Raw genomic sequence first — 16,498 nt, forward strand, 5'->3', positions numbered from 1 at the left:
GAGACCACGGCACGCCTCGACGGGCGTCGGCCGGCACCACCACGCGCCATCAGACGCCCGAAGCGCCGCCGGAAGTGACCGTCGGCGCCTTTTCAGCGACGCTCAAGTTCCACTTCGCACGCTGCCCCCGCTCCGCCGGTCGCGCCGCGGGTCGGCCCGGCGACCTGGGCGGTCGGGGGTCTGGCGGGGAGTGGGGGCGGTGGGAAGGTTGCCGGGCGGTCAGAACTCGGCGGCTCGTCGGCGGTCTGGGTCCGGCGGGAGTGCCGGTGCTGCGCAAACCGCCGGCCGCGTCGCTGTCGGTCCGGCCGCGCCGCTGTCGGTCCGGCCGCGCCGCCGTCGACCCGGCCGCGCCGCCGTCGATCCGGCGGACCGTGGGCGGGTCGGGTGTGGCGGGCTTGCCGTCGTGGGGAGGCCGGCCGTGTGCGGGTCGTCGTGGGGAGGCCGGCCGTGCGGGGGTCGTCGTGGGGAGGCCGGCCGTGTGCGGGTCGTCGTGGGGAGGCCGGCCGTGTGCAGGTTGCCGCGCGGTCGGGGTCGGGGTTCGCGGATGGCCGGGGGCTGACGGGCCCGGTGCCTCGGGTGCTGGTGCCGGATACGCGGGAGCCCTCGTTCCCGGCCGTCCTCCAGCGGGAGGGCGCCGGGGAGCGAGGGCTCCCGTGTGCGTGGGGCGGCTGCTACAGCATCGACACGTGTACGTGGTCCGTGTGGTTGCTGGGCCCGTGGTAGTTGTTCCATTGCGTCGCCGGGAACCAGATCATGCGGTTCCAGATGACGTAGAGGATGCCTAGGCGTTCGGCGTTGCGGACCAGGAAGGCCATGAGGTTGTTGCCGTACTCGCGGGTGTCCTGGTTGTGCCAGGGTGCGAAGCCTCGCTTCTGCAGCGACCAGTCGCAGGCGCGGCCCTTGGGATGTTCGAAGGGGCCGCCGTCGCGGTGACAACCGACGAATCGGTTGAAGCCCGCCTTTTTCACCTCTTTGTACATGTGGAGGGTGCGGGCGGTGATGCAGCCGTTCGTCGTCGGGTCGTTGACGTTGCATGACTCGGGGCCGAACTCGCCGTCGGAGTTGCGGGGTGCCGGCGCGGCCACCCGGGACTTGGCCAGGACGAAGCCGCCCGTCACCTTGTCGCCGCCGACCAGGGCGAGGGCCTTCTCCGCGGACTCCTTCTGCTTCTTCATCAGCTCGAGGTTCTGCTTCTGCGCCTTGACCTCCTGGTCGAGGCGCGCCTTCGCCGTGGCGACCTCGTCGATCGCGGCGTCGAGCTCGCGGAGCTTGCCGTCGTTCAGGGCGTTGATCTCCTCGAGGGAGACCGCCTTGTCGATGAAGTTGCTGGGCGAGCGCACGTTGAGCAGGAAGCCCATGGTGGACAGGCCGCCCGTGCGGTACTGCTGCGCCGCGACCGCGCCGACCTGGGGCAGCAGTGCGTCGCGCTTCGCCTCGGCGTCCTTGACCTTCAGGGCGAGCGCCAGCTGGGTCTTGGTCGACTTCGCCACCGCGGACTTGGCGGCCAGGTAGCGCCGGCCCGTGTTGTCCAGGACGTCGTTGAGCATGGGGTTGTCGTCGCCGTCGTCGGCGGTCGACGAGTTGCCGCCGCCCGGCGCCGCGCTCGCGGGTGCGCCGGGGGATGCGATCAGGGTGATCGCAACGAGCGGTGCCAGGGCGATGGCAAGCCACCGGCGGGGTCGTGCCGTCATCCAGTTTCCTTCCGTGTTGCCGCCGACCGGGTTAGCTGACGGGTTCGGGACGGAAGCGATCCCTACCGCTGGTCCAGCGGATTCACCCCATTACCAGGTGGTTCCCCGATTCGCCTCACGGCGATTGAGCGGTGGGCCGCCGGCACCTTGGGGGCGGTGCCTTCTTTGGCGGTGACCGGCGGAAAGCTTACCTGACTCGGGCGGCCACTTCAGCGCTCGCGACGACGGCAAAAGTGTTACCGGGCAACGACTTTCCGTCACCACTCGATGGAATGACGCAGCTCCTGGGCCGCAACCACCCATCAATGTGAGTCGTTGCATTCTCTCCGCGAGAATTTGACCCTCGGTGGCGGCTCGAATGCGTAGAGTGCGACACCTGTCTATTCATGAATTCCGTGGGTAGTCTTCGTCACGGTTCCATCACGGAACCGCCGCCTAATCGCCTGACGGCGAGCCGGGGACCCATCCGGTAATGGGGTGAATCCGCAGTTCGCTGCGGTAGGGATCACTTCCGTCCCGAACCCGTCAGCTAACCCGGTCGGCGGCCGACGGAAGGAACGCACGTGAGGCTCGACCCTGTCCGCCGGCGATTAGCGACCGTGCTCGCGGTCCTCGTCGCCACCTCGGGGCTGGCGCTGGTCGCCCCGGCCGCGGCGACCGCCGCGCCCCGCCCGCTCGCCGCGCCGGGTGACTCCGGCGACGACGGGGAGGGCGGCTCGAAATCCCTGGTGGAGCAGCTCGAGGCGGCCTCGAAGGGCTTCGTCGAGGCCAAGGAGGCGCTGGAGCGCTCGAAGAAGCGCCAGCTGGAGCTGGCCGCCCGGCTCAAGGAGATCGACGCCGAGCTCGGCCCCCAGCAGAGCGCGCTCGACGACGTCGTCCGGCAGTCGTACCGGACCGGGCGGCTCGGGCCGATGGGCGCGCTGCTCAGCGCGGACTCCGCCGGCGGCCTGCTCGACCGCGCCCAGATGCTGCAGACCGTGGCGGTGAAGCAGGAGCGCACGATCCGCGAGCTGAAGGACACGCGGACCAAGCAGGAGCAGGCCAAGGTCGCGATCGACACCGAGATCCGCTCCCAGCAGCGCCAGCTGAACATCATGGCCAAGCGCAAGTCCCAGGCGGAGAACGCGCTCAAGGCGGCCAACGCCGCGGCGGCCGCCGATGATGAGACGGACAGCTCAAGCGCGAGCAGCGGCAGTGGTTCGGGCGGGAACAGCAGCCGGGCGGCCGCCGCGCGGCGCAACTCGGACGGCTCCCTGCCCGACGAGTCGTGCAGCGTCAACGACCCGACGACGAGCGGCTGCATCACGCCGCGCACGCTGCACGCCATGAAGGAGGCCCAGAAGGACGGCTTCACCCGGTATGTCGCGTGCTTCCGGCACCAGAACAGCGGTGAGCATCCGAAGGGCCGGGCCTGCGACTTCGCCGCGGACCGGAACGGCTTCGGCGGCGTCGCCACGGGCAGCAGCCGGGACTACGGCAACCGGCTGGCGAACTACTTCATCAACAACGCGAGCCGGCTCGGCGTGCTCTACGTCATCTGGTTCCGGCGGATCTGGCTGCCGAGCAGCGGGTGGAAGGCGTACTCCCGAGGCCAGGGCGACCCGTCCAGCGATCACACGAACCACGTGCATCTGTCCATGCGGTGATGGGGCACAGCGAAAGGGGCGGCCGGAAGGCCGCCCCTTTCGTCACTTCTTCACGTACGCCTCGTACTCCTTGAGCACTTCCTCGGTGGGCCCGTCGCCGCGGATCAGCCCGGACTCGAGCCAGATGCAGCGCTCGCAGGTGTCCCGGATCGACTGCTCGCTGTGGCTGACCAGGAACACCGTGCCGGCCTCGGCGCGCAGGTCGCGGACCCGCTGCTCGCTGCGCTTGCGGAACTTGGCGTCGCCGGTGGCCAGCGCCTCGTCGATCAGCAGCACGTCGTGCTTCTTCGCCGCGGCGATCGAGAAGCGCAGCCGGGCGGCCATGCCGGACGAGTACGTCCGCATCGGCAGCGAGCTGAAGTCGCCGCGCTCGTTGATCCCGGAGAAGTCGATGATCTCCTTGACCTGCGACTTCACCTGGGCCGGGGACATGCCCATGGCCAGGCAGCCGAGGACCACGTTGCGCTCGCCGGGCAGGTCGTTCATCAGCGCCGCGTTGACGCCGAGCAGCGACGGCTGGCCGGCCGCGTAGATGGCGCCCTTCTCGACCGGGAGCAGCCCGGCGATGGCCCGGAGCAGCGTCGACTTGCCCGAGCCGTTGGTGCCGATCAGACCGATCGCTTCGCCCTTGTACGCGACGAAGCTCACGCCCTTGATCGCGTGCACCTCCCGCAGCGTGGCGGGTTTGGCGCCGGTGACGATCCGCTTGAAGCTGGCGAGCGGGCTGCCCGTACCGGCGCTGCCGGCCTGGTGCACCCGGTAGACGACGTGCGCGTCGTCCACGATCACGGTGGGTTCGCGCTGGTCAGCCACGGCCGTAGCCCTTCTCTCCGCGCCAGAAGTAGACGTATCCGCCGAGGCCGGCCACCAGGGTCCAGCCGATCGCCTCGAGCCACAGCACCAGCGGCGACGCGGCCAGGTGCACGTCCTCCATCAGGGCGTGCCGCATGAGGTCGATGAAGACGAGCAGGGGGTTGGCCTCGACCACCGCGAGCTGCCAGCCGTCGAGCTTCTCGGCGAACTTGCTCACCGGGTAGAGGACGGCTGAGCCGTACAGCCAGATCCGCATGATGAACGGCACCAGCTGCTTGAAGTCGGCGACCTTGGAACCGAGCCGGGCCGCCGCCATGGCGAGGCCGGCGTTGAAGATCGACTGGAGCAGGAAGATCGGCACCACGAGCAGCCACTCGACGGTGATCGGCTCGCCGAAGGCCAGCACGATCACCATGAGCACGCCGAGGGACGCGATCATGTTGCGGACCTCGACCATGGTGATGGCGAGGGGGAGGCTGGCCCGGGGGAAGTGCAGGGCCCGGATCAGCCCGAGGTTGCCGCTGATGGCCTGGATTCCGGCCTGCACCACCGACTGGGTGAACTGGAAGATGAAGACGCCGGTACACAGGTACGCGACGAAGTTGTCGACACCGCGTGCGGTGCTGAGGACCAGCCCGAAGATCACGTAGTACACGGTCGCGTTGATCAGCGGGGTCAGTACCTGCCAGATCATGCCGAGCCGGGTCTTGCCCAGCGACGACGTGACCTTGGCGTTCGCGTACGAGGCGATGAAGTGCCGGTACGACCACAGCTGGCGCGAATACTCGGGCAGGCTCGGCAGCTTGCCGGCCGCGCTGAGGCCGTGCCGGCGGGCCAGTTCTCTCAGAGGGATGCCGGTGTCGGAATCGGCGACCGCCGTCTGGGACATGGGGTGGCGCTCCGATCTGGTCGGTCCGTCAGGGGTCTTGGACCTGGGTGACTTGCGCGGGAACACACTAAACAGTCTGCCGCGATGAAACGGCGTCGTATCGACGTTGGGCCGAATTTAATCGACCGAACGTCGAAACGCAACCGTTGCGTCCTCGCGTATAGTGGCCCCGTGGCGACAGCAAAACGTGCACCTGCCGGAGCGGCGGTGCTTCGCGGTGACATCACCAAGGCCATCCGGAACGCGGTGATGCACGAGCTGGCCGAGGTCGGTTACGGCCGGCTCTCGATCGAGGCGGTGGCGCGCCGTGCCGGTGTCGGCAAGACCGCTGTCTACCGCCGGTGGAGCAACAAGCTGGAGATGGTCCTCGAGATCGTCTCCGGTGTGGCGGAGCGTAGCGTGCCGATGCCCGACACCGGTAGCTTCGCGACCGATCTGCAGCTGGTGACGTTCATCGTCAGCAAGGCGCTGCAGCACCGGATCGCCTCGCAGATCATTCCGGACCTGATGGCCGAGGCGGCCCGCAATCCCAAGATCGCGGAGACGCTGCAGCGCGCGCTGCGCACCCACCAGCTCGCGGTGGGCGAGAAGATCGTCGGCCAGGCCGTCGAGCGGGGCGAACTGCCCGCGGGGACCGACCCCGACATCGCGGTCGACCTCATGCTCGGCCCGCTCTACTGGCGGCTGGCCGTCGCGCGCACCCCGATCGACGACGACTACCTGGAGAAACTCGCCGCCGCCGTGCTGCGCGCGCTGGGTGCGAAGGCTTAGGGGACGACGTTCAGCAGGTCCAGCACGCTGTGCTGGCAGCTGTGGTTGGTGCTGACGTACGGGCCGGCCCAGTGGCTCCCGTACGCGTCGAACGGGGTCCGGTTCTTCGCGTACGCGGAATCCGCCTGCCGCCGCAGGTAAGCGTCGTAGGGGCGACCGGCGGCGGCGTTGAGCACCCCGAGCCCGCGGACGAACGGGCCCTTGAACGACACCCCGTCGCCGCTGCACTGGTCGGGCTCGTTGGGCTCCCGCAGGATCCCGCCGGAGTTCAGGTACGTGCTGGTCGTCGCCGCGTCCGCGACCCGCCGCGCCACGGTCAGCGCGTTGGCGTCCCCGGTCAGCCGGTTGAGCTGGACCAGCGCGTTGATCAGCACGCCCTGGTTGTAGGTCCAGGTGACGTCGCCGTTGTTGCGGCACGTGCTGAGGTTGATCCCGTCGTTGACCAGGTTCGAGCTGTTGATCATTCCGCTGGCCTGGAACCAGGACCAGCCCGCCTGCGCCCGGCCGCGGTACACCGTGTCGCCGCCGAGGCGCTGCGACAGCGCCGCGTTGAGCTGGATGTAGAGGCTGTTGGGGATCGCGTTCTTCACCGTACGGTCGGTCTTCCAGTAGACGCCTCCGCCGCACCGGGTGTCCCAGTACGCGTGCATGTGGTCCGCGTCCGCCCGGGCGGTGTTCAGATAGCGCCTGTCGCCGGTGCGGTCGTACGCCGCCACCCACGCCAGCCCCCACCACCCGCTGTCGTCGAGGTACTCGTTGCGGAACTGCCCCTGCGCCGCGTTGACCTGCTTGTCGTACGTGGTGGCGATCGCGTAGTCGTAGCTGCGCATGCCGCTGACCCGGCTGGTCTCGATGAGCGCGGTGAGCGCGTTGGCCGACGTCCACCACCCGTTCGTGTCGAACAGGCCGGTGTTCCGGTCGTAGCGCATCATCAGCGCGGTGGCCGCGGCCGTACGCCGGTCCCAGGCGTTCCAGTTGCTGCGCGCCCACTGGCTGCACACCAGCTCCGGGCGGTCACCGGCCTTGCCGCAGGCCCGGAGCACGCCGACGCCCCGGTTGTTCCAGTCGTCGACGTTGAACATCGCCGTACGCCACCCGGTGGACCCGGCCGGGACGGTGGTGTCGCCGAGCCGGCTGTCCCCGCTCCAGCTGCGCCCTCCGTCGAACGAGCGGTCCAGCCACACCTGGTCGCCCGGCCGGCCGTTCTCCACGGTCGCCCAGATCATCGCGTCGGTGTCGTTCACGTGGATTTTGAAGGTGCGGCCGTACAGGGTGGTGCTGACCGGGACCCGGTCGCCGGGGGAGAGCGCGGGGTCGCGGCCGTCGCAGTAGCGGTTGCAGACCGTGGCGGCCAGGGCCGGGCCGGCAGTGGGGAGTTGCAGGGCGGCGGTGGCGGCGATGGCCGCCACCGCGATCCACTTCTTGTGCTGCATGGGGATGTCACCTCTCGTGCGGCGGGGACCCGCGGGTTAACAATTAATAAAGTGCAGAGATTGTTAACCGTCAATGGGTACGCGAAGACTCAAGACGGGCTCAAGACGGCCGAAAGGTAGGGTCCCCGCCCCCGCGCGCCCCCGGAGCAGCATGCGAACCGACCGAGTCGACGCGACGATCTTCAGCACCGCGTCCCTGCTGACCCTCGCCTTCGGCGGCGCGGAGGACTTCTCGGCGGGCCTGCCGCCGCGGCCCGACGGCCCGCCCGAGGGCTTCGCCGGCTTCTGGCGTACGGCGGACGGCGGCGTGCGCCTCTACCTGGCCGAGGACTGGTCGTACGAGGGCACCGTGGCGGGGCGCCGGCGTGGTGCGCGGGGCACGTACCACCGGGACGCCGACGGGATCGTGCTGCGGGACGAGTCGGGCCTGCGTACCCGGATCATGCCGGCCGGCGACGGCCTGGAGATGGCCGGTCACCAGCTCTTCCGGGCCTGAGCGCTAACGCCGCGGCGCGACCGGCCGAACCGACAGGCATGCGGTACCTCAAGCTCCAGCTCCCGCTGCTGGCCCTGGCGCTGGCGGCCGGCGGCTGCGGGGCGGGCGGCAGGCCCGGCGGCTCGGCGAGCGCGACGCCCGCGCCCGGCAGCAACTGGATCGTGGTCGAGGGTGGCAGCGCCACGCCCAGCCCGTCCGTCACGTACGGCGGCTCCCGCTCGCCCGCGCTGCCGCCGGTGTCGTTCCTCCCCGTCGACCCGACCTGCGCCAGGGAGTGGACCGTCGAGCCGGTCCTCATCCCACTGGAGGTCACCCCGGGCGCCGGCAAGCTGACCGTCACGTGGCCCCGGCAGTACGGCTCCACCTACCGCATCACCGCGGTCAAGCAGACGCTGAAGGCCGGGACCCAGGACCCGTACACCTGGCAGAACGTCTCGGCGGGGACCGGCTGCACGGTCACCGCCACCATCGGCGGGCTGGCCTCCGGCGTGCCGTACGTCGTCTGGCTGGACGCCCCCGGCACCGGCTACGAGCGGGACGGGCAGCGGCACCCGTACAGCGGGCGCTCAGGCGTCGTCTATCCGCGCTAGGTCACACCGCGGTGGTGTTCCGGCCGCTCCACTTGGCCGCGTAGAGCCGCTCGTCGGCCGCCCGGAACAGCTGGTCGCCGGTCATGCCGGGCTTCCAGGACGCCACCCCGACGCTGACCGTCATCCGGACCCCGGCGATGATCTCCGCGGCGGCGACCGCCGTACGGATCCGCTCGCCGACCTCCCCGCCGGCCGTCGCGTCGCCGCGCAGGAACACGACGAACTCGTCGCCGGCGTAGCGGATCGCCTCGTCCTCGGCTCGGCAGTGCGCCCGCAGGATCGTCGCGACCTCGCGCAGGGCCTCGTCGCCGGCGCTGTGCGAATACGCGTCGTTGACGGCCTTGAAGTGGTCCACGTCGATCAGCAGCATCGTCAGCGGCCCGCCGGCCGCCGGCGAGACGCCCTCGATCAGGATGTCGAACCGGCGCCGGTTGCCCAGGCCGGTCAGCGGGTCGCGGAGGATCTCCCGCTCGGCGCGGGCCCGGGCGGCCTCGGTCTCCTCGCGCTGCCGGGCCTGCCGGAGCATCGCCAGCCGCTGGAGCCGCAGCTGCCACAGCTCGCGTACCTGCCCCTCCACCGCCTCGAACAGGTCGCGGCTGGGGATGCCGCCGTCGAGCTCCAGCGCGGTCAGCGCCAGCTCGAAGCGGATGATCGGCAGCTCGTCCGGCCGGGCGCCGGGCTCGGTGAGCTCCCGGGCGGCGATCAGCTCGCGGCGTGACTCGGTGAGGAGGCCGTGGTCCCGCAGGCTGATGCCGAGCGCGAGGTGCGCCATGCGGGCGTACTGATGCGTCCCCGAGTTCCGCAGCTCCAGCAGCACCGACCGGGCGAGCTTCTCGGCGACCGTGGTCTCGCCGAGCTTCGCCAGGGCCAGGGCGTGCACGGCGGTCACCGTGGGGTCGGGCTGGTCCTCGAGCCGCTCGCGGGTGATCTCGGTGCTGCGGCGCAGCCGGCTGCGGGCCTCCTCGGTGCGGCTGACGTGGGCGAGGCGCAGTCCCCAGTACAGCAGCGTCACGGCGTGCACCAGGTCGAACGAGGTCGAGCGGTGCCGCAGGTGCTCGTACGCCTCGGCGGCCGTCTCGTACAGCTCGGCGGCGGTGGCGGCCTCGGCGAACGAGCAGAGCGCCGAGCGGTGCCGCTCGTTCTCCGCCGGGCCGGCGTCGAGAAGGACCCGCGCGCGGGCCAGGTTGCGCATCGAGTCGACGTAGTGCCCGCGGAGGGTGTGGATCTGGGCGAGATCGCAGAGCGTCTTCGCCTCGCCCAGCACGGAACCGGCCCGCCGCTGGGCGATCAGCAGGTCCGACCCGATGGTGTGCGCCTCGGCGACGCGGCCGAGGGCGAGCAGGGCGTACATCTTGGACTGGACCAGCAGGCGGGCCGTCCGGCCGTCGTCGACCGCCTGCGCGACGGCCAGGTACGCGTCCGCCGCGGCGAGCGCCTCGTGGGCCCGCCCGGTGTTGGCGAGAAGGTGGACGCGACGGGCGAAAAGGTGCAGCGGACCGTACGCGGTCACCGGCACCGGCAGCCGACGGTCGCGTGAGATCCAGTCCGCCATGACCCCAGTATCTGCCGTTCGGTGCATGTGTAAATCCCCGTCCGGTTTGCAACACCGTGCGCTACCGGACCCGTGCGTATCGTGAGTCCATGAGGGAGGTCCACCCGGGCCCCGGCGACGCCGGCGGCTGTCCGATCTCGACGTTCGCCGCCGCCTTCGCCGGGTCAGTTGCCGGGGCTCTCCGGGGCGGGCTGGATGGCGTCCGGCAGCGGCCTGGTCCTGCCGCCCTCCGGGTTCACCGCGAACCAGGTGCCGTTCACGCCCTGCCCCAGGAAGTCGCCGGGCTTCTCGTCCTTCGCGAAGTAGTACACCGGCCAGCCGTTGATCGTGACCTGGCAGTGGCCGTCGGCGCGCTCGACGTACCCGAGGATCTTCGGGTCGAGGCCCTTGGGGAAGATCTTGCCGGGCGACTTGATCAGCAGCGGCGGCCACGCCTTGGCACAGTCACCGTTGCAGGTGGCCTTCGGCGGCTTGTTGCTGTCGTTGTCGAAGCGGTAGAGCGTCCGGCCGGCGCCGTCGGTCACGTAGGTGCCGATCTGCTGGTTCTCGGTGGCGTTGAGCTCGACCGTGCGGCTGCCCGTACGGATGCCCTTCGGCGGGGTGACGTCCTTCCTGGACGGGCCGCTGTAGATCTTCACCCACTTCTGGGTCTTGGCGACCGTCGGCTCCGGCACGGGAGTGGCCGGCGGGTCGGGTGTCTCCGCGCCGGCCAGTTCCGCGTCCGGGCCGTCGGCGGGCTCCGGGGGCACGTCGGCGGTCGGCGGGGCGGTCGGCTCGACGGTGGCCCCCGCGAACTCGAGGCCGATGGGTTCGGCGGGCCGGGCGCAGGCGCTCAGCCCGAGCACGCCGGCGATGACCACGGACACGATGCTGGTGCGCTTCATGATTCCCCCTGAAGTTCCGTTGTTGCGCACACGAACCGGCCCGCGGTCCGGTTCAGCGAAATTCCTTTGAACCGAGTCCGGGAGGGGTGCGTGTGAGGAAAGTCAGACCGACGCAACGGGGGTCGAGGGTGGCCGGGCAAGCGCTCCGTCCGGCCAGCCTCGGCATATGGACCGCCGTGACCGGGGGGAAGAGATGCCGGGGTTGAGGCTCCAACGTCGCCGGGAGGTGGCCGATGAAGCACTGGTCAGGTCGCTGTTCCAGGAACATGGACGGGCGATGCTCGCGTACGCGACCCAGCTGACCCGCGACCGGGTGGCCGCCGAGGACGTGGTCCAGGAGGCCCTGGTGCGCGCCTGGCGGCATCCGGACAGCCTGGTCAACGGCAAGGGATCCGTACGCGGCTGGCTGCTGACCGTGATCCGCAACATCGTCACGGATCAGATCCGGGCCCGCAACGCCCGCGCCCCCGAGGTGCGGGAGAGCCCGATGGACGTGGCGTCCGACGACGACCACGCCGAACGGGTGGTCAACTCGATGGTGGTGGTGGACGCGCTGAGCCGGCTCTCCGCCGAGCACCGTGCCGTCCTCGAGCAGCTCTACCTCCAGGGAAGCACGGTGACGGAGGCGGCCAAGACGCTGGGCATCCCACCCGGGACCGTGAAGTCCCGATCCTTCTACGCACTCCGGGCCCTGCGCGAACTCAGGTCGCTGCGGCCCGCCGGAACGGAACGGTCTGCATCATGATGACTGATCACGTGGACCTCGCCGGCTACCTCACGAAGTCTTTGGACGCGGAGCAGATCCGCGAGATCGAGGAGCACCTCGCCGGCTGCGACGACTGCCGCGCCGAGGTGGAATCCCTGCGGGAGTGGACGATGGCGCTCGAAGCGGTGCCCGAGGAGATGCTGCTGGACGGGCCTCCGGACGACGCCGACCTGCTGCTGCAGCGCACGCTGCGGCAGATCCGCAACGAGTCGGCCGGGAGGCGTCATCGGCGTACGGCGCTGGTGGGAGCCGCCGCGGCGGTGATCCTGGGAGTGGCCGTCGCGTCCGGCGTCGTGGTCGGCCAGTCGACGGCCGGGCCGGGCACGGTGGCCCAGCCGCCGATCACCCGGAGCGCGCCGACCACGGTGCCGGGGACGCGTACGGCGACCGGGGTCGACCCGGACACCGGCGCGCGGATCACGGTCGCCGTCGCGCCCGCGCCCGGCTGGGTGCGGATCAAGGCGACGGTGTCCGGGATCCCGCGCGGCGAGCGGTGCCGGCTCGAGGTCGTGGACCGTGGCGGCACGTCGGTGCTCGCCGGGAGCTGGGTCGTGTCGGAGGCCGGCGCGGCGGACGGCACCACCCTCGACGGCAGCGCGCTCGTGCCGCCGGATCAGGTGGCCTCCGTACGCGTGGTCACCGAGAGCGGCAAGCAGTACACCAGCGTGAGGGTCTGAGCGCCGGGTGGTCAGGCGGTGGGGAGACCCGCCGCCTGCCACGCCCTGAACCCGCCGTCGAGGTCGGTGGCCCGGAGCAGGCCGAGGTCCTGCAGGGCCGCCGCGGCCAGGCTGCTCGTGTAGCCCTCCTGGCAGGTGACGATCACGTCGAGGTCGTAGCGGGTGAAGGGGAGCCGGGCGTCGCTGCGGGGGTCGAGCCGCCATTCGAGGACGTTGCGCTCGATGACGATCGCGCCCGGGATCTCGCCGTGCTCGGCGCGCTGGGCGGCCGGGCGGATGTCGATCAGCACGGCCCCCCGCTCCACCGCCCGGTGGGTCTCGTGCGGGCCGAGGCGGGTCAGCCGGGCCCGGGCCCGGGCGAGCAGCTCGTCGATGCCGCGGGAACCGGCCGGAGCCGTCACCGCGGTCACCACTGGGCCCCGGCCCGCTCGACGGTGACCACCTCGAGGCCGCCCGCGCCGAGGCGGTAGCGGGTCATCGTGGTCAGCGCCGGGCCGTACGCGTGGATGCTGATCGCCGGCCGGTTCGAGCGGTTGGTGATCCGATGGATGTGCCGGGTGCCGAAGCGACGGCCGGCGCCCTCGCCGAGCTCCCGGGCGGTGATCCGCGGGGAGCGGCCGGGCGGGACCGCGACGGTGTCCTCGACCAGGGTGCCCGAGAAGACGTGGAAGGCGCCGGCCGAGCCGCCGTGGTCGTGCAGGTCGGTGCCCTGTCCCGGCAGCCAGGTCAGCAGCCACACCTCGTGATCCGGCTCCTCGGCCAGCCGGTGGTACCAGCGCTCCGCCGCGTGGAAGCGCGGGGCGACCGGCCAGGTCTCGGGGCTGCCGGCGTACCGCTGGGCGATGGCGAGGTGGTCGAGGCGGATGTCGACGGCGGTCACGGCGGCTCCCGGGTTGTCTATAAAACCTATTGGTCTCATAGGTTTACCGCGCGCGGTCGCCCGGCCGCGCGCGACGCGCGGGATCTACCAGGATGTGGGAACCGTGATCATGTGGTGGCCGGACGTAAAGGAGCCATTTTCTGAGACGATTGTCGATGCACTTGATCGAACTTTAGGAACGTTAAGGAGGATTCACGTTCCGGTCTTTCCGGTCAACGATCTCCAATCGACGCTGATGGGCTAACCCAGTGGTCAGGGGCTTACCCGAAAGAACCTCACTGCCGTTTGGTTCTTTCTGAAAAATAGCCGTACAGCGATCGCGCAAACACGCAGCGTCGATATCTGGGATCGATGATTAGCCGGATCGGACCGCGTACTCAGCCGTTCAGGCGGAATGGCTTTCCGAGCGCAGTCAACGGTATCCGGACCGTTATATGGTCGGCGGCGCCTGCGAGAGCCGGCGCCCGGAGGTCGCCCCTCGCCCCCCGCCTCCGAACTCCCCGATCAACGAGGACGGACACGTGTCGAACTCCCGCCGCGGTTTGCTCGCCGCCGGCCTGGCCACCGCCGTGGTCGGCGCCATGGGGATCGTGTGGACCCTGAACGCCGAAGCGGACGAGACGCCGGTTCCCCCGGCGCCCGCCGCCGCCCGGCCCGCCGACCCGGCTGCCGCCACGGCACCCGAGACATTGAAGACCGACGCCGCCGGTGATCCGGCGCCCACACCGCCGAAGCTGCTGCCGTGGGGCGAACGGCCGACGAAGCTGAAGCGGGCCCGCGCCGGTGCCAGCAGCGCCGCGATCGCGGCCGCCGGCGCCGACGTCGCGGCCGCCGACACCAGCGGCTCCCTCGAGCCCGTGCCGGAGTACGCGCCGAAGGGCCGCAACTCCCGGGCCGGCATCCTGCGCAAGGCGCGCACGTCGATCGTGCCGCCGGCGCCGCCGACCAGGGGTAAGGCCGCCGTGCCCGGCGAGGTGTTCTTCCACTACGCGGTCGGCACCCAGACCGGCGAGACCGACGGCACCTGGGCGAACCTCACGATCGCCAAGCCACACCTGGCCCAGGGCGACTTCCACACGCTGACCGAGATCGCGGTGCAGTCCGCCGACGGCCGGCAGATCGTCGAGGTCGGCTGGACGGTGGACCGGACGGTGAACGGCGACGACGACCCGCACCTGTTCGTCTTCTACTGGAAAGACCGCCAGCCGAGTTGCTACAACGCCTGCGGCTTCCAGGTCTACAGCGCTACGGTCAAGCCCGGCGACACCCTGCCGACCGGCGGGCAGAAGCGGTTCGGCATCCAACACTCCGGCAACGTGTGGTGGATCGCGTACGACTCGGAGTGGATCGGCTACTTCCCCGACACGCTCTGGAACGGCACCTACACCCGGGGCGGCCTGACCCAGTGGTTCGGCGAGGTGGCCGCGTCGAGCGCCGCACCCTGCACCGACATGGGCAACGGCATCGCGGCGACCGAGGGCAACGCCGGCCGGATCGGCTCGATCTCCATGACGAACGGCCCCGAGCCGGTCGCCTCGGTGCGCTCGACCAGCGATCATTACAGCGCCGTCGCGCTCAGCGACCGGACCTTCCGGTACGGCGGCGCCGGCGCCTGCTGATCCCGCGGTCCTCCTCGAAGGGGCCCGATCCCGTACGCGGGGCCGGGCCTTTTTCGTGGCCCGTGATCGAACCGTGCGCGGCCCGGCGGGGTACAACCAGGAGGAGCACCGACGGGAGGCGCGATGAGACGACGGGTCAGTCCCGACGAGGAGCTGATGACCGCCCTCTACACCGAGCACTACGCGGTGCTGCTCAGCTTCATCTCGCGGTACGTGCACGACCGGCACAAGGCCGAGGACCTGGTCCAGGAGACGCTGCTGCGGGCCTGGCGGCACATCGGCCATCTCGAGCCGGACCCCGGGCGTACGCGGTCGTACCTGCTCACCATCGCGCGCAACGTGGTCACCAACGCCTGGCGGGCCGAGCAGCGGCGGCCGCACCTGGTCGCCGACGACGCGGCGGTCGAGGCGATGCCGTCCGCCGACACCGTCGACCAGATGGTGGAGGGGTGGCTGGTGGCCGAGGCGCTGGAACGGCTGTCGGCCGACCATCGCGCGGTGGTGCAGGCGATGTACTACGAGGGGCGGACCGTCGCCGACGCCGCCCGCAGCCTGTCGGTGCCCGAGGGCACGGTCAAGTCCCGGGCGTTCTACGCCGTACGCGCGCTGCGGCAGGTGTTCGAGGAGATGGGGGTGCTGCGATGAACCCCGGCCACGACGACCTGCGCAAACTGTTGGGCGGCTACCTGCTCGGCGGCCTCGACGACGCCGACACCGACCGGCTCGACGCCCACCTGCTGCACTGCGACGACTGCCGTGCGGAGTTGGAGCGGCTCGGGCCCGTACCCGAGATGCTCCGGTCCTTGAAGAACGCCCCCGTCGCCGCCGTCGCACCCGGCACCCGGCCCAGCGCCGCGCGGGTCGAGAGCCTGCTCGGGCGGATGCGTGCCGAGCGGGCGAGGGATCGCCGCCGCACGTCAAGGTGGCTGGCCGCGGCGGCCGTGGTGATCGTGGCGGCGGCCTCGGCCGGACTGGTGCCGGCCCGCGACGACGACCCCGTCGCGCCGCCCCCGCAGGCGGTGCCGAGCCGGCCGCCGCTGGTCACGGCCGTCTTCGAGCCCGCGGACGGCAGCGGCCTCACCGGTCAGGCCGTGCTCACCGGCAAGACCTGGGGCGTGTCGATCGACCTGAACGTGTCCCGGCTCACCGGCAGCGGGCCGTTCGTCTGCCAGGTGCGGGAGACGAACGGCGCGATGGAGCAGGCGGCGATCTGGGGCCCGACCCCCAGCGGCAATGCCAAGGTGACCGGCGCCAGCTCGATCCAGCTGCGCGACGTCAGCACGGTGGCGGTGGCCGACAAGCAGGGCCACGTGCTGGGCACGGCGCGCCTGGACTGAGCGGCGGCCGGAGCCCGGCCTCTGCGGCGCCTCCGACCCGGCCGCTCAGACCGGGTCGGGACCGTAGAGGCGCTCGCGCTGGGCCTGCGGGAGGGAGCACGCGGCCGTGCCGCCGGGGAGCAGGTGGCGATGGCCGGAGACCCACCGGTAGGCCGGCCAGGCCAGCAGGCCGACGGGCTTGAGCTGCAGGGCGCGGCCCGGGACCTCCCAGAGGCGGCCGGCGTCGCGCAGCAGCAGGGCGATGGCGTCCGGCCCGGAGGCGACCGTGCCGTCCGGGCCGACCCACTGCACCGCCTCCTCGACCTGCTCGAGGGTGAGCCCGAGCGCGTCGAGGTCGGCGAACTGCCAGGGGACCACCGTCGCGCGGGACGGGATGCGGCGCTCGATGAACTGCGCACACGTGGTGCAGAAGGAGCAGTCCCCGTCGTACACGAAAGTAGCCTCGGTCATGGCT

At 71.1% G+C, this 16,498-nt stretch carries 18 protein-coding genes and 2 riboswitches; of the genes, 9 read left to right on the forward strand and 9 right to left on the reverse strand.

Annotated features, from left to right (window positions below; genetic code table 11):
- Positions 1–671: 671 nt before the first annotated feature.
- Entirely contained in the window at positions 672–1,691 is a 1,020-nt protein-coding gene (locus CLV70_RS15370; protein WP_106127159.1) for a coiled-coil domain-containing protein, read from the reverse strand.
- A gap of 4 nt (positions 1,692–1,695) precedes the next feature.
- Positions 1,696–1,832: riboswitch (cyclic di-AMP (ydaO/yuaA leader) on the reverse strand.
- 281 nt (positions 1,833–2,113) lie between these two features.
- Positions 2,114–2,251, forward strand: a riboswitch (cyclic di-AMP (ydaO/yuaA leader).
- 39 nt (positions 2,252–2,290) lie between these two features.
- On the opposite strand from CLV70_RS15370, the gene CLV70_RS15375 reads away from it, so the two are divergent.
- Positions 2,291–3,337 (forward strand): coiled-coil domain-containing protein, encoded by a 1,047-nt coding sequence (locus tag CLV70_RS15375; protein ID WP_245908237.1) that lies wholly within the window; start codon positions 2,291–2,293, stop codon positions 3,335–3,337.
- Positions 3,338–3,379: 42 nt separating this feature from the next.
- Here the strand turns inward: CLV70_RS15375 and CLV70_RS15380 are convergent, their stop codons facing one another.
- Both CLV70_RS15380 and CLV70_RS15385 read right to left on the reverse strand, forming a co-directional pair.
- Complete coding sequence (locus CLV70_RS15380) at positions 3,380–4,150, reverse strand: ABC transporter ATP-binding protein (protein ID WP_106127161.1); 771 nt, start codon at positions 4,148–4,150, stop codon at positions 3,380–3,382.
- Positions 4,143–5,039, reverse strand: a complete 897-nt coding sequence (locus CLV70_RS15385; RefSeq protein ID WP_106127162.1) for an ABC transporter permease — start codon at positions 5,037–5,039, stop codon at positions 4,143–4,145. The genes CLV70_RS15380 and CLV70_RS15385 overlap by 8 nt, the downstream gene beginning before the upstream one ends.
- Before the next feature lie 171 nt (positions 5,040–5,210).
- Between CLV70_RS15385 and CLV70_RS15390 the strand changes: the two genes are divergently transcribed.
- The gene (locus CLV70_RS15390) at positions 5,211–5,810 is read left to right on the forward strand and encodes a TetR/AcrR family transcriptional regulator (protein WP_106127163.1); all 600 of its coding nucleotides are present in this window, start codon (positions 5,211–5,213) and stop codon (positions 5,808–5,810) included.
- Here CLV70_RS15390 and CLV70_RS15395 read toward each other — a convergent pair.
- Positions 5,807–7,243, reverse strand: a complete 1,437-nt coding sequence (locus CLV70_RS15395) for a glycoside hydrolase family 76 protein (RefSeq protein ID WP_106127164.1) — start codon at positions 7,241–7,243, stop codon at positions 5,807–5,809. The two genes, CLV70_RS15390 and CLV70_RS15395, sit on opposite strands and share 4 nt — an antisense overlap.
- 151 nt (positions 7,244–7,394) lie before the next feature.
- Here CLV70_RS15395 and CLV70_RS15400 point away from each other — a divergent pair, with 151 nt between their 5' ends.
- Together CLV70_RS15400 and CLV70_RS15405 are read left to right on the forward strand one after the other, a co-directional pair.
- A complete protein-coding gene (locus tag CLV70_RS15400; RefSeq protein WP_106127165.1) occupies positions 7,395–7,739 on the forward strand; it encodes a hypothetical protein in 345 nt (114 codons plus the stop codon).
- 38 nt (positions 7,740–7,777) lie between these two features.
- Positions 7,778–8,329: a hypothetical protein gene (locus CLV70_RS15405; RefSeq protein ID WP_106127166.1), complete on the forward strand. Its 552-nt coding sequence runs from the start codon at positions 7,778–7,780 to the stop codon at positions 8,327–8,329.
- 1 nt (position 8,330) lies between these two features.
- On the opposite strand, the gene CLV70_RS15410 is transcribed toward CLV70_RS15405, so the two are convergent.
- Both CLV70_RS15410 and CLV70_RS15415 read right to left on the reverse strand, forming a co-directional pair.
- Positions 8,331–9,881: a GGDEF domain-containing protein gene (locus CLV70_RS15410; protein WP_106127167.1), complete on the reverse strand. Its 1,551-nt coding sequence runs from the start codon at positions 9,879–9,881 to the stop codon at positions 8,331–8,333.
- A gap of 164 nt (positions 9,882–10,045) precedes the next feature.
- A complete protein-coding gene (locus CLV70_RS15415; RefSeq protein ID WP_106127168.1) occupies positions 10,046–10,765 on the reverse strand; it encodes a COG4315 family predicted lipoprotein in 720 nt (239 codons plus the stop codon).
- Between the two features lie 241 nt (positions 10,766–11,006).
- Between CLV70_RS15415 and CLV70_RS15420 the strand changes: the two genes are divergently transcribed.
- Positions 11,007–11,510, forward strand: coding sequence for a sigma-70 family RNA polymerase sigma factor (locus CLV70_RS15420; protein ID WP_245908264.1), 504 nt, complete (start codon positions 11,007–11,009; stop codon positions 11,508–11,510).
- Positions 11,507–12,208 carry an anti-sigma factor family protein gene (locus CLV70_RS15425; protein WP_245908238.1) on the forward strand — a complete coding sequence of 234 codons (702 nt, stop codon included), beginning with the start codon at positions 11,507–11,509 and terminating at the stop codon, positions 12,206–12,208. Before CLV70_RS15420 ends, CLV70_RS15425 begins: the two co-directional genes overlap by 4 nt.
- Positions 12,209–12,219: 11 nt before the next feature.
- Here the strand turns inward: CLV70_RS15425 and CLV70_RS15430 are convergent, their stop codons facing one another.
- Together CLV70_RS15430 and CLV70_RS15435 are read right to left on the reverse strand one after the other, a co-directional pair.
- Complete coding sequence (locus CLV70_RS15430; RefSeq protein ID WP_245908239.1) at positions 12,220–12,609, reverse strand: rhodanese-like domain-containing protein; 390 nt, start codon at positions 12,607–12,609, stop codon at positions 12,220–12,222.
- Between the two features lie 5 nt (positions 12,610–12,614).
- Positions 12,615–13,088: a cysteine dioxygenase gene (locus tag CLV70_RS15435; RefSeq protein ID WP_211303768.1), complete on the reverse strand. Its 474-nt coding sequence runs from the start codon at positions 13,086–13,088 to the stop codon at positions 12,615–12,617.
- A 521-nt stretch (positions 13,089–13,609) separates the two neighbouring features.
- Between CLV70_RS15435 and CLV70_RS15440 the strand changes: the two genes are divergently transcribed.
- The 3 genes from CLV70_RS15440 (at position 13,610) to CLV70_RS15450 (ending at position 16,044) form a co-directional block, all read left to right on the forward strand.
- Positions 13,610–14,707: a neprosin family prolyl endopeptidase gene (locus CLV70_RS15440; RefSeq protein ID WP_245908240.1), complete on the forward strand. Its 1,098-nt coding sequence runs from the start codon at positions 13,610–13,612 to the stop codon at positions 14,705–14,707.
- Positions 14,708–14,830: 123 nt separating this feature from the next.
- The gene (locus CLV70_RS15445) at positions 14,831–15,352 is read left to right on the forward strand and encodes a sigma-70 family RNA polymerase sigma factor (RefSeq protein WP_106127173.1); all 522 of its coding nucleotides are present in this window, start codon (positions 14,831–14,833) and stop codon (positions 15,350–15,352) included.
- Positions 15,349–16,044, forward strand: coding sequence for a zf-HC2 domain-containing protein (locus tag CLV70_RS15450; protein WP_106127174.1), 696 nt, complete (start codon positions 15,349–15,351; stop codon positions 16,042–16,044). Before CLV70_RS15445 ends, CLV70_RS15450 begins: the two co-directional genes overlap by 4 nt.
- A gap of 45 nt (positions 16,045–16,089) precedes the next feature.
- Here the strand turns inward: CLV70_RS15450 and CLV70_RS15455 are convergent, their stop codons facing one another.
- Positions 16,090–16,494: a thiol-disulfide oxidoreductase DCC family protein gene (locus tag CLV70_RS15455; RefSeq protein ID WP_106127175.1), complete on the reverse strand. Its 405-nt coding sequence runs from the start codon at positions 16,492–16,494 to the stop codon at positions 16,090–16,092.
- Positions 16,495–16,498: the final 4 nt, after the last annotated feature.

The sequence above is a fragment of the Pseudosporangium ferrugineum genome, assembly GCF_003002065.1.
Classification (GTDB): domain Bacteria; phylum Actinomycetota; class Actinomycetes; order Mycobacteriales; family Micromonosporaceae; genus Actinoplanes; species Actinoplanes ferrugineus_A.